An 11,495-nucleotide genomic window follows, 5' to 3' on the forward strand; every position below is an offset into this window, starting at 1 on the left:
ACAGCAAGGAATGGGTGCGAAACAACCGGCTCAGCCGATCCGGCAAGTATTTATACCGAAAACGAAAAGAAACGATTGAGCGAAGCTTCGCGGATGCCAAAGAGCTCCATGGGTTTCGCTATTGCCGATTGCGCGGGTTGCAAAACGTCAGGGAACAAGCTCTGATGACAGCAGCCGTGCAAAACATGAAGAAGATGGCGATCCATCTGGATCGCCTGGAAAACAGGGGGTAATCCCCCCATTCCCCCTCTTGAAGTGACTACTTAGAAAGGGAGAAACCCTGTACTTTGAAAAAAGTACAGGGTTTCTCGACAATCTGAGAGCCTCTTTTGAAGAGGCTCTTTTTTGCGTAGAAATCCTTTGTCATAATGACGGAGAGGGTAAGCTAAACGTTCAGAGCGGATGTCCGGGGCTGTCGATTTCGTATACAACAAATTCGTACATCTTTTTTTCTTACTTTTTTTAGGATAGGAAGGAATTCGACATCTACAGGCGAATACAAATAATGGTCGGTTTATGGGAAAGTTAGGAACTTTCGAGTTTGCATATACTCATTGTACGATTTAAGTATCGGGGAGGTTGAAGGGATGAGCAAGGAAAGCAAACACAAAGTGCTGATTGTGGATGACCAGAATGGTATCCGCATCCTGCTTGTGGAAGTGTTCAGCAGTGAAGGATATGAGACATTTCAAGCGGCAAACGGCAAGGCTGCACTTGAAATTGTGAAGATGCATGCCCCGGATTTGGTGCTGCTGGATATGAAAATTCCTGGAATGGACGGGCTTGAGATTTTGAAGCATATAAAACAGATGAATCCGGACATTAAGGTGATCATGATGACAGCCTATGGAGAGCTTGACATGATCAAGGAAGCAACCGATCTTGGTGCGTTGATGCATTTTACCAAACCCTTTGATATTGACGAGATGCGTCAAGCCGTCAATATGCAGCTGAAAGGGACCGCCAGTAATATCGGTTGAATGATGAATTCTGCTCAAAGGGCGGAATTCTTTTTTTTGCCAGAATGTGAGGTCCTTCGCAGCATTTTAGGAAATGCTTGTTTAGTATTTATGACGCGATGTGGTATAATAAGTCCGTATGTTATATCGGCTAAAAACCATAGACAAACTAAGCATCTATAGGAGGATGAAACCATGCCATTAGTATCAATGACAGACATGCTGAACAAAGCACTCGAAGGTAAATATGCTGTTGGTCAATACAACATCAACAACCTGGAGTGGACATATGCGATTCTTGAAGCGGCTGAGCAAGAGAAATCACCGGTAATTCTTGGTGTTTCCGAAGGGGCAGCTCGTTATATGGGTGGATTCAGCACCGTCGTACACATGGTAAAAGGCTTGATGGAGGACCTGAAAGTTACAGTTCCTGTTGCCATTCACCTTGACCACGGTTCAAGTGTTGAGAAATGTAAAGAAGCAATCGACGCAGGATTCACTTCGGTTATGATCGATGATTCCCACAGCCCGATTGATACGAATATTGCAACAACGAAACAAGTCGTTGAGTATGCTCATGCTAAAGGCGTTTCCGTTGAAGCTGAAGTCGGCATGGTCGGCGGACAAGAAGATGATGTTATCGGTGACGTAATGTACGCGAAGCTGGACGATTGCGTTCGCATCGTGAACGAAACAGGCATCGACACATTGGCACCTGCGCTTGGTTCTGTTCATGGTCCTTACAAAGGCGAACCAAACCTTGGTTTCAAGGAGATGGAAGAGATTCGCAATGCTGTGAAACTTCCGTTGGTGCTTCATGGTGGTACAGGCATTCCGACGCATGACATCAAGAAAGCGATCTCCTTGGGTACTTCCAAAATCAACGTGAACACTGAGAACCAAATCTCGTTCTCTAAAGTTGTTCGTGAAGTGCTTGCTGCTAAACCGGAAGCTTACGATCCACGCACATTCTTGAAACCAGGCCGTGAGGCAATCAAGGAAACCGTTGTTGGCAAAATCCGTGAGTTTGGTTCCAACAATCAAGCTTAATTATTCATAGTTAAGTCGCTTGTAGTTCTAGTGGCTACGACATGACGATTGGAATCACTTAAGATATTTAGGCTGTCTTATGCTGCATACATTGAAATGGAAAGCACACCGCGTAGCCGGTGTTTTTCCATTTCATTTATTAAGATATCAAAGTACAAGCGGGTTGTGAGCTTCACAACCGGATCATCTAGAACAAAAAGAAACGCTAAATGCGGTCTGTCATCCTTAAGGAACGTCGATAAGACGTTTTTCTTGTATGACGGCCATCAGAACCATTTCCGGCTGCGAAGTGATGTAGGGGGACCCGAAAGCTTATGGAAAAATTGATGATCAGCGGTGGACGCCCACTGCGAGGTACTGTAACAATCAGTGGTGCCAAGAACAGCGCGATTGCGTTAATTCCCGCCGCAATTCTGGCGGAATCGGAAGTCGTACTTGATAATTTGCCGCTTCTCAGCGATGTGGCTGTTTATGCTGAGATCTTGGAAGAATTGGGCGGGCAAGTTTCATGGGAAGGCAATCAGATGAGAATTGACCCTTCTGATATCAAATCTATTCCGATGCCTAACGGACCCGTTAAGAAACTGCGCGCGTCCTACTATATGATGGGCGCCATGCTTGGAAGATTTAAAGAAGCCGTGATCGGCCTGCCGGGCGGTTGTAATTTTGAACCTCGTCCCATCGACCAGCACATTAAGGGTTTTGAAGCGCTTGGCGCAACCGTCACCAATGAACACGGTTCGATTCATCTGCATGCTAAAGAGCTGCGAGGCGCGAAGATCTATCTGGATGTGAGCAGTGTTGGTGCAACGATTAATATTATGCTGGCGGCTGCTAAGGCCAAAGGCTCCACAATTATTGAAAATGCGGCGAAAGAGCCTGAAATTATAGATGTTGCTACACTTTTGAATTCCATGGGAGCTGTCATTAAGGGCGCCGGAACGGAAACGATCCGGATTGAAGGCGTAACCGAGATGCATGGCTGCCGCCATTCCATTATTCCAGACCGGATTCAGGCTGGTACATATATGATTGCTGCCGCAGCTACTCGCGGTGATGTTCTGATTGACAACGTCATCCCGAAACACCTTGAAGCCCTCACGGCCAAGTTGATCGAGATGGGTGTTGGTATTGAGGAGCTGGACGAAAGCATCCGCGTAATCGGTAAGGACCGATACCAGCATGTGGACGTGAAGGCGCTTATATATCCTGGATTTGCAACGGATTTGCAATCACCAATGACCAGTCTGCTTACCCAAGCGGAAGGCGTCAGTGTCCTTAGTGATTTTGTATATAGCAACCGATTTAAACATGTTCCGGAGTTAGTTCGCATGGGTGCCAAGATCCGTGTGGAGGGACGCTCGGCCATTATAGAAGGTGGTCCGCTGAACGCAGCCAAGGTCAAAGCGACCGACCTGCGCGCAGGTGCGGCTCTTGTGATTGCGGGACTAACCGTACCTGAAGGGGTGACGGAGGTCAGCGGCGTAGAATTCATTGATCGCGGCTATGACCATCTGGTATCCAATCTGCGCATGCTGGGTGCCGACGTATGGCGTGAGACCGAGGAAGAATGATTTTTTACCAAAATGAGGGAAATGTGTGGTTGAAACTGCATATCTCCCTCAGATTTGGGTAATGCTCCTAGTAAAGCTCTCATAGAATAATAGACTACATGACAGCAGGATCTGCTGTGACAGAAACAAATAATTGAATAGGTGGTTATTGAATGGATTTACAAATAGCCGATTTGGAAGGCATGAAGCTGACGGATCTGTATAAGCTGGCCAAAAAGTATCAGATTCCTTATTATGGCCAGTTGAAGAAAAAAGAATTGATATTTGCCATTCTCCGGGCGCAGGCCGAACAGAGCGGCTTGATGTTCATGGAGGGCGTACTCGAGATTTTGCCGGAAGGTTACGGTTTTCTTAGACCGATCAACTATCTGCCGAGCACGGAGGACATCTACATTTCGGCCTCCCAGATTCGTAAATTTGATTTACGGACCGGAGATTTGGTTTCGGGTAAATGCCGGACACCTAAAGAGAACGAACGTTACTTCGGGTTGCTGCAGGTCAACGCCGTGAATGGTGAGAATCCTGCCGTCGCAGCGGAACGATTGCACTTCCCAGCCTTGACTCCTCTATATCCGCAAGAAAAGCTTGTTCTTGAAACATCCCCTAATCAGTTGTCAACCCGAATTATGGATCTGCTTGCACCTGTAGGTTTAGGACAACGCGGTTTGATCGTAGCACCGCCAAAAGCAGGGAAAACGCTCCTCTTAAAAGAAATCGCCAACAGCATCTCAACCAACAATCCAGAGATTGAACTGTTTGTTTTACTCATCGATGAACGGCCTGAAGAAGTGACGGATATGCAGCGTTCCGTTAAGGGCGAGGTGGTTGCTTCTACTTTTGACGAGCTTCCGGAGAACCATATTAAAGTGGCGGAACTGGTATTGTCCCGTGCCTTGCGGCTGGTGGAGCATAAGAAGGACGTTGTTATATTGCTGGACAGCATCACCCGTCTTGCGCGTGCATATAACCTGGTCATCCCTCCGTCCGGCAGAACCCTGAGCGGCGGTATTGATCCTGCGGCATTCCATCGTCCGAAGCGCTTCTTCGGTTCGGCGCGCAACGTGGAGGAAGGCGGAAGCCTGACGATTCTGGCCACAGCCTTGGTTGAAACCGGATCGCGGATGGATGATATTATTTATGAGGAATTTAAAGGTACGGGCAATATGGAACTGCACTTGGACCGCCGCTTCGCGGAACGCCGTATTTTCCCGGCGATCGACATTCGTCGTTCCGGTACCCGGCGTGAAGAGGTGCTCTTGAACAAGGATGAACTGGATACCATTTGGGCGATCCGTAAAAATATGAACGACTCTGCTGACTTTGTGGAAGGATTCCTCAAAAAAATGCGTGACAGCAAGAATAACGCGGAGTTCTTGGCATCATTTGATGTGAATGCCAATAACGGCAGCGGAACCGGGACTCAAAGCCAGACGGCCAGACGCCCATCGCGTGCATCTGCAGCGACGGCACCTCAGAGCTAAGCCTGAATCAACCCGGAGAATAGGAGATCAACATGTATTTGGTTTATGCAGATGAGCAAGGGAACGTATATGATCATTCCGAGCTGTTCGGGCTTGCCCGAAGCGGTGATATGATCGTTGAAATATTGGATGATGAATTGATCCCTTTGCCAGAGGGAGCTACACTGGTTGGGCTGCCGAGCACCCGAGCGATCGGGATGGATCCGGAGACCGGTGAAATGATGCCGCTTGAGGATGGGTATACCGCTGTCGGAGCGCTTTTGCCGCAAGGATATACCCGCTTGTGCCTGCCAGGGTACGTGAAGTCGGACAAGGAATATAAGCTGCCGCTATTCGGTTACTCGGCGGTAGTATGGAAGGATGGCGCCTTCTATACGACGGCGCGTTTATCCGATGACCCCGAGAAGTGGAATCCTGTGAACTGCGATCTGAACGATCTTGAGCTTGGGGTTAAGACGCTGAAGGAGAAATACCCGGAGAATCGGCTCTATGAGCATCTGTCTAATTGTGCCTTAGGATATGAATGCCTGACGGCATCCAACACCTTCCTGAATCGCTGGGAAGGCGCTGTTCCCGTATCTTACTCCTGCAATGCCGGCTGCTTCGGTTGTATATCGGAACAGCCGGATGACAGCGGCTTTGTCGCGCCTCAGACCCGCATGAACTTCCGTCCGAGAGTGGATGAGCTGGTGCAGGTTATGCTGGAGCATTTGAAGACACCGGAATCGATCATCAGCTTTGGCCAAGGTTGTGAGGGAGAGCCCTCCACGCAGGCGAAGATCATTATAGAAGCCATGAGAGAAGTTCGGGCGCAGACTGATATGGGCTACATCAATATTAATACCAATGCGGGCCTGACCGATTTTATCCGCGGCATCGTGGATGCGGGTCTTGATCTGATGAGAGTCAGCACCATCAGTGCATTGGATGATCATTATAACGCATACTACAAGCCAAGGGGCTATACGCTGGCCAATGTGGAGAAATCCCTTCGCTATGCAACCGATCAAGGCGTGTATACATCCATCAACTATCTGATCTTCCCGGGCGTGACCGATCGCGAGGAAGAGCTGGAGGCCATGATTGAGTTTGCCCGCCGCACGGGCCTCAAGTTAATCCAGCTCCGTAATCTCAATATTGACCCTGAGAGCTATCTCGAGCTTATTCCGCCTGCACAAGGCGAGATTCTGGGGATGAAGCAGGCTATTGAGATTATGCAGGAGGAGCTGCCGGATGTCGTGATTGGCTCCTATACGCATGTGCCGCCTGCGGGACAGGCAAGACCGAAGAAGAGACCTTCGATTATCTAGCAGAATCGTACTGGCATTGCATATGTTAAAATCAGGTTAAAATTCCAGTTGTGGACTTGTCTGATGATTTGTGTATGGGCTATTGCGCATTCAATATGCTCGTGATATACTCCATTTATGTGTCCATATAACTCTGGGTCCGCATGAGGCTCAGGGCGGAAAGAGGTGAAAGCTACAATGAAACAAGATATTCAACCGAAATATCACGTTACTACAGTTACTTGTGCTTGCGGTAATACGTTTGAGACAGGTTCTGTAAAACCAGATCTTCGTGTAGAGATTTGCTCGAACTGTCATCCGTTCTTCACAGGTAAACAGAAATTCCTGGATGCTGGCGGTCGTGTTGATAGATTCAAGAAGAAATACGGTATCTAATAAACAAACCCTTCGCCCTTGTGGTCGAAGGGTTTTTGTCTGTTTACAGGGCTGGTGGAGTATGCAACTTCTTCCGTCGGTTGCTTTTTTGATAGCCATGCGATATACTAAAGTTCGCCGTGCTAGACGGGGAGGTAGCGGTGCCCTGTAACTCGCAATCCGCTGTAGCGAGGTTGAATTCCTGTTAGAGGTATTGTCGATGTGAGGCTGGTCCCTGCGCTCAACGTTGACGGTTGGGTCCTCCGCAATGAGCACTTGTGAACCTGGTCAGGTCCGGAAGGAAGCAGCCATAAGCAAGATCGCTTTTGTGCCGGAGGGGTGCCTAGCCCGAGTTGTTGCTCAGGATTGCCGCTCGGATCGCAATTATCAATAACAGGTGCACGGTATACATATCTGCACATAACACCTTTGCCATATTGGCAAGGGTGTTTTTTGTCGAGACGGCTATTGATTCAAGCTGATCCTTCATATGCACTTTGGATAAAGATTTCCAAGTAAACGTTTTGCTAAGGCAGGGGAAAGTAGTATAGAATGTAGTATAATATAACCGTTAAACTCACGCCTTTTGGGCTGGGATTGACCATGAATGCAACAGTAAAGCACGCGAGGATCGGGCTTAGTATAAACCTTAGGGTTCTCGATCTCGTGAAGTGGAAGTTGAAAGAGGGTAAAGCACAGTGGAACATATCGCGTTATATCGTGCTTGGCGACCACAGTCGTTCGGCGACATGGTGGGCCAGCAGCATATTATCCAGACCCTGCAGAATGCCATTCGCGAGCAGCGGGTTTCCCATGCCTACCTGTTCAGCGGTCCACGGGGTACAGGCAAGACCAGTGCCGCTAAAATTTTGGCCAAAGCCGTGAACTGCGAGCATGGTCCGGCTGAGGAACCCTGCAATGAATGCGAGGCCTGCCGGCGTATAACGTCCGGAGCCGTCATGGACGTTCAGGAGATCGATGCTGCATCCAACCGCGGCGTCGAGGAAATCCGTGATTTGCGGGAGAAAGTCAAATACGCACCGACCGAGGTGCGGCGCAAGGTTTATATTATCGATGAAGTACACATGCTGACGACGGAAGCGTTCAATGCCTTATTGAAAACGCTGGAGGAACCGCCGGCACACGTGATGTTTATACTAGCGACAACAGAGCCGCACAGGCTTCCGGCAACGATTATTTCACGCTGTCAACGGTTTGACTTCCGTAGAGTTTCCTTGGACGAACAAACCGGGCGTCTGGAGCAGATTTGCGGAGAAGAAGGCATTACGGCAGAGCATGAAGCGCTGCAGTATATCGCACGTCTGTCGGATGGCGGTATGCGGGATGCACTGAGCATTCTGGATCAGATTGCTTCTTTTACCGGAGGTACGGTATCTTACCAGCAGGTCATGGACATGACGGGCGGCATTGCCTCGGAGCAGTTTGGCCGTCTGGCCAGTGCCGTGAAACAGGGGGATGCCGGACTTGTGCTGCAGATTGTGGAGCAATTCATGCAGGAGGGGAAAAGTGCAGATAAATGCATGGAGAATCTCTTGTATTATTTCCGCGATTTGCTCATGATCAAGATGGTTCCAGGCGCTGACAAGCTGACCGATCGGGTCTTGAATCCGGCAGAGTTTCAGGAGATGGCAAATGCCTTCAGCCGAGAGGAACTATTTCAAATGATTGATACGCTGAACCGGTATCAGAGTGAGATGAAATACGCCTCGCAGCCGCAAACTTTGTTTGAGGTAGCGTTGCTCAAGCTCTCCGGTATAACCCAATCTGCGGGTGGGGCCGCAGCTGCCCATAGTACGGCCGATGCAGGTGAACTCGCTCAGCTGAAGCAGCACGTAGCCGCACTTGAGAAAAAGCTGGAGCGACTGATACAAAATGGTGTTCCTGCATCAGGTCAACGCGAACCGGCCAAGTCTACCCGTACACCGGCACCGAAAGCAGCTTCATCAGCCAAGATTCCGCAGCATATGGATCAGTATGTATCTTGCCGAACCGGGGAGGATTTTTCCTCTGTTCAACGGCAGTGGGCCCAAATTCTGCAGAATGTGAAAGAGGAGAAGGTCACGGTCCACGCATGGCTGATGGATGGTGAGCCCGTGTCCGTATGGGAAGACAAGGTTCTTGTCGCTTTTAAAAACAACATCCACCGCGAAACCACGGAGAAACCTGCCAATAAACAGGTGATTGAAGGGGTTCTTGAGTCAACGCTTGGCAAGCCGTATCATCTGGTTACCATGATGCTTCGTGATTGGAGTGACGCGGTAGAAGGAGTGGGCAAGCCTCAGGCCGAAGAACTTAAGCTTGAGCACGAAGAAGCGGAGGCCGGTGGGGAAAAACCATGGATTGATGAGGCCATCCAGTTGTTTGGAGAAGACCTCGTTGTCATAAAAGACTAGCACGTCCCTACGTGCACCCTATTATAAGGAGAGATGAATCATGAATAATATGAACCAAATGATGAAGCAAGTGAAAAAGATGCAGGAGCAAATGCTCAAGGCTCAGGAAGAGCTCGCTACGAAAACCGTTGAAGGAACTTCCGGCGGTGGCGTGGTTACCGTGGAAGCGAATGGCCATAAACAAATTTTGTCCATCAACATCAAACCTGAGGCGGTTGATCCGGATGACGTGGAAATGCTGCAGGATCTGGTATTGACTGCGGTTAACGATGCTCTTGCCAAGGCTGAAGAAATCGCAAATGCTGATATGGGCAAATTCACAGGCGGCATGAAAATTCCGGGCTTGTTCTAATCTAACCTAGAAGGAGTAGTTACATTTGTACTATCCTGAACCGATCGCGAAGCTCATCGACGCCTTTACGCGACTGCCGGGTGTGGGGCCGAAGACGGCCGCCCGCCTGGCTTTTCATGTTCTGAACATGAAGGAAGATGACGTTATAGATTTTGCCAAAGCGCTAGTCAGTGTCAAAAGGAATCTGCACTACTGCTCCGTCTGCTGCAACATCACCGATACGGATCCATGCCGGGTATGTCAGGACAAAACCCGGGATGCTTCGACTATCTGTGTGGTACAGGATGCGAAGGATCTCGTGGCAATGGAGCGTACGAAGGAATTCGATGGCTACTATCATGTCCTCCATGGGGCCATATCTCCAATGGAGGGGATCGGGCCGGATGAGATCCGTCTGAAGGAGCTTCTTACGCGTTTGAGTGACGAACGTGTAAAAGAACTCATTTTGGCGACAAACGCTAATATCGAGGGGGAGGCAACAGCGATGTACATATCGCGTCTGGTCCGCCCTTTTGATATTAAGGTGACCCGAATTGCCCATGGACTGCCTGTTGGCGGTGACTTGGAGTATGCAGATGAAGTGACTTTATCTAAGGCACTCGAGGGCCGAAGAGAACTGAACTGATATTTTGTGATTCTTTGCAAGTTTCGTTTGAGATGTCAAAGCTAATAAGCTATAAGAGAACGAGCATCGGAAGCAATTCCGTTGGCTCGTTTTTTGTTTGCTAACTTTAAGGTGTAGAATGCAGAAATTGAAAGAGTTCTTTTGGTTCTAAGTTTGTCCTTCTCTCGATATGAATGTTACAGACGGTCTAATTAAGAGCAGTTTTTTAACATTCATATTTATAGGGAGTGAACGGAATGAAGATATGGTGGAAGCAGTCGAGGAAAAAAGTAGAGGAAACGTATATCACTGCAGAGGATCAGGAACGGATGTGGCATGTCTTCCTGGACGTCCAGAGATCCCAAATGGAGTGGGAGCGGGCGCACTTGCTGTTTCAAGAGGCAACGGGACAGGATCAGATCGATTATGCGATCTATATGCTGGAGGCGGCGGAGCGCAAATACCAGATGAATCTCAAACAGGCCAAGCAGCTCAACCTGGATGGGGCAAGGATGCAATACATCGAGCAAAAAAGGGAGAATGGTTAAGCCAAGGCTGAGAGGGATGTCTAATGACCATTGAAGGAGGAGTATCTATGAAAATGATTGTGCTAGGCGTGTTATGCATATCGCTGTTGCTGCTTATCTATGTTGTGTTTAGAAAGAAGCTCGGGCTGGGATGGTTAACCGTATTCGGCGCCCATCTTGCTCTCTCGGCAGTGGCTATCTATGTTGTGAATTTCTCCGGATTGGCGGCCGAAACGTATATTCCTCTGAATCCGATGACCATAGGAACCGTCATGGTCCTGGGCTTGCCGGGCGTGGCCCTTCTTGTTGGATTAAAAATTACGATATTAGGTAGTTGACGCAGGCTTATATTCTATGATACATTAATGTTCGCCCGTTTGATTCCGGGTGATAGAGTTTCACCGGTCAGGCAGTTATTGGTTAAAAAAATAATCAAAAAAACCTCTTGACCAACAGCAAGCTAGTATGATATATTATAAAAGTCGCCGCTGAGATGCGGATGATAAATGAAAAATGATTGATCTTTGAAAACTGAACAACGAGTGAGTAAGGATTTCACTAGTGGAATCCATTGCGAAATCATCCTGTACAAGCCTTGGTTTGTTGGATGGTGGAGCATAAAGAGAATTGAACAAATTCTCGTCAGTTAAGAAATGAGCAAGTCAAACACTTTATTGGAGAGTTTGATCCTGGCTCAGGACGAACGCTGGCGGCGTGCCTAATACATGCAAGTCGAGCGGACTTGATGGAGTGCTTGCACTCCTGATGGTTAGCGGCGGACGGGTGAGTAACACGTAGGCAACCTGCCCTCAAGACTGGGATAACTACCGGAAACGGTAGCTAATACCGGATAATTTATTTCACAGCATT

Annotated in this window: 12 protein-coding genes, 1 rRNA gene and 1 other RNA gene; all 14 read left to right on the top strand. The window is 48.6% G+C overall.

Going from position 1 to position 11,495, the window contains the following annotated elements; translation table 11 throughout:
* On the top strand, window positions 1–233 hold a 233-nt coding region (locus tag AK95_RS23355; RefSeq protein ID WP_083397509.1), incomplete at its 5' end, for a transposase.
* 354 nt (window positions 234–587) lie between these two features.
* Entirely contained in the window at window positions 588–980 is a 393-nt protein-coding gene (locus tag AK95_RS23360; RefSeq protein WP_071222332.1) for a response regulator, read from the top strand.
* Window positions 981–1,154: 174 nt separating this feature from the next.
* Window positions 1,155–2,009: a class II fructose-1,6-bisphosphate aldolase gene (gene fba, locus AK95_RS23365; RefSeq protein WP_071222333.1), complete on the top strand. Its 855-nt coding sequence runs from the start codon at window positions 1,155–1,157 to the stop codon at window positions 2,007–2,009.
* Window positions 2,010–2,323: 314 nt separating this feature from the next.
* Window positions 2,324–3,583, top strand: a complete 1,260-nt coding sequence (locus AK95_RS23370; RefSeq protein WP_071222334.1) for a UDP-N-acetylglucosamine 1-carboxyvinyltransferase — start codon at window positions 2,324–2,326, stop codon at window positions 3,581–3,583.
* A 152-nt stretch (window positions 3,584–3,735) separates the two neighbouring features.
* Entirely contained in the window at window positions 3,736–5,064 is a 1,329-nt protein-coding gene (rho, locus tag AK95_RS23375; RefSeq protein WP_071222335.1) for a transcription termination factor Rho, read from the top strand.
* Window positions 5,065–5,096: 32 nt separating this feature from the next.
* The gene (locus tag AK95_RS23380) at window positions 5,097–6,374 is read left to right on the top strand and encodes a radical SAM family protein (RefSeq protein WP_071222336.1); all 1,278 of its coding nucleotides are present in this window, start codon (window positions 5,097–5,099) and stop codon (window positions 6,372–6,374) included.
* A gap of 177 nt (window positions 6,375–6,551) precedes the next feature.
* A complete protein-coding gene (gene rpmE, locus AK95_RS23385; protein WP_006207505.1) occupies window positions 6,552–6,749 on the top strand; it encodes a 50S ribosomal protein L31 in 198 nt (65 codons plus the stop codon).
* 117 nt (window positions 6,750–6,866) lie between these two features.
* An RNA gene (gene ffs, locus AK95_RS23390) (signal recognition particle sRNA large type) lies at window positions 6,867–7,133 on the top strand.
* 293 nt (window positions 7,134–7,426) lie between these two features.
* The gene (dnaX, locus tag AK95_RS23395) at window positions 7,427–9,142 is read left to right on the top strand and encodes a DNA polymerase III subunit gamma/tau (protein ID WP_071222337.1); all 1,716 of its coding nucleotides are present in this window, start codon (window positions 7,427–7,429) and stop codon (window positions 9,140–9,142) included.
* 40 nt (window positions 9,143–9,182) lie between these two features.
* Complete coding sequence (locus AK95_RS23400; RefSeq protein ID WP_009595540.1) at window positions 9,183–9,494, top strand: YbaB/EbfC family nucleoid-associated protein; 312 nt, start codon at window positions 9,183–9,185, stop codon at window positions 9,492–9,494.
* 25 nt (window positions 9,495–9,519) lie between these two features.
* The gene (recR, locus tag AK95_RS23405) at window positions 9,520–10,119 is read left to right on the top strand and encodes a recombination mediator RecR (protein WP_071222338.1); all 600 of its coding nucleotides are present in this window, start codon (window positions 9,520–9,522) and stop codon (window positions 10,117–10,119) included.
* Between the two features lie 236 nt (window positions 10,120–10,355).
* Window positions 10,356–10,646: a DUF2508 family protein gene (locus tag AK95_RS23410; protein ID WP_071222339.1), complete on the top strand. Its 291-nt coding sequence runs from the start codon at window positions 10,356–10,358 to the stop codon at window positions 10,644–10,646.
* 47 nt (window positions 10,647–10,693) lie between these two features.
* Complete coding sequence (locus AK95_RS23415; protein WP_071222340.1) at window positions 10,694–10,963, top strand: pro-sigmaK processing inhibitor BofA family protein; 270 nt, start codon at window positions 10,694–10,696, stop codon at window positions 10,961–10,963.
* A gap of 333 nt (window positions 10,964–11,296) precedes the next feature.
* Window positions 11,297–11,495 (top strand): 16S ribosomal RNA (locus AK95_RS23420); the annotation flags it as partial.

The organism is Paenibacillus sp. LC231, assembly GCF_001860525.1.
Lineage (GTDB): Bacteria > Bacillota > Bacilli > Paenibacillales > Paenibacillaceae > Paenibacillus_AQ.

What these genes read in the sequence shown, in the direction of transcription:
- rpmE (WP_006207505.1), top strand. Translation starts at nt 6,552, where the DNA reads ATGAAACAAGATATTCAACCGAAATATCACGTTACTACAGTTACTTGT.
- AK95_RS23380 (WP_071222336.1), top strand. Translation starts at nt 5,097, where the DNA reads ATGTATTTGGTTTATGCAGATGAGCAAGGGAACGTATATGATCATTCC.
- AK95_RS23370 (WP_071222334.1), top strand. Translation starts at nt 2,324, where the DNA reads ATGGAAAAATTGATGATCAGCGGTGGACGCCCACTGCGAGGTACTGTA.
- rho (WP_071222335.1), top strand. Translation starts at nt 3,736, where the DNA reads ATGGATTTACAAATAGCCGATTTGGAAGGCATGAAGCTGACGGATCTG.
- AK95_RS23360 (WP_071222332.1), top strand. Translation starts at nt 588, where the DNA reads ATGAGCAAGGAAAGCAAACACAAAGTGCTGATTGTGGATGACCAGAAT.
- fba (WP_071222333.1), top strand. Translation starts at nt 1,155, where the DNA reads ATGCCATTAGTATCAATGACAGACATGCTGAACAAAGCACTCGAAGGT.
- AK95_RS23410 (WP_071222339.1), top strand. Translation starts at nt 10,356, where the DNA reads ATGAAGATATGGTGGAAGCAGTCGAGGAAAAAAGTAGAGGAAACGTAT.
- AK95_RS23400 (WP_009595540.1), top strand. Translation starts at nt 9,183, where the DNA reads ATGAATAATATGAACCAAATGATGAAGCAAGTGAAAAAGATGCAGGAG.
- AK95_RS23415 (WP_071222340.1), top strand. Translation starts at nt 10,694, where the DNA reads ATGAAAATGATTGTGCTAGGCGTGTTATGCATATCGCTGTTGCTGCTT.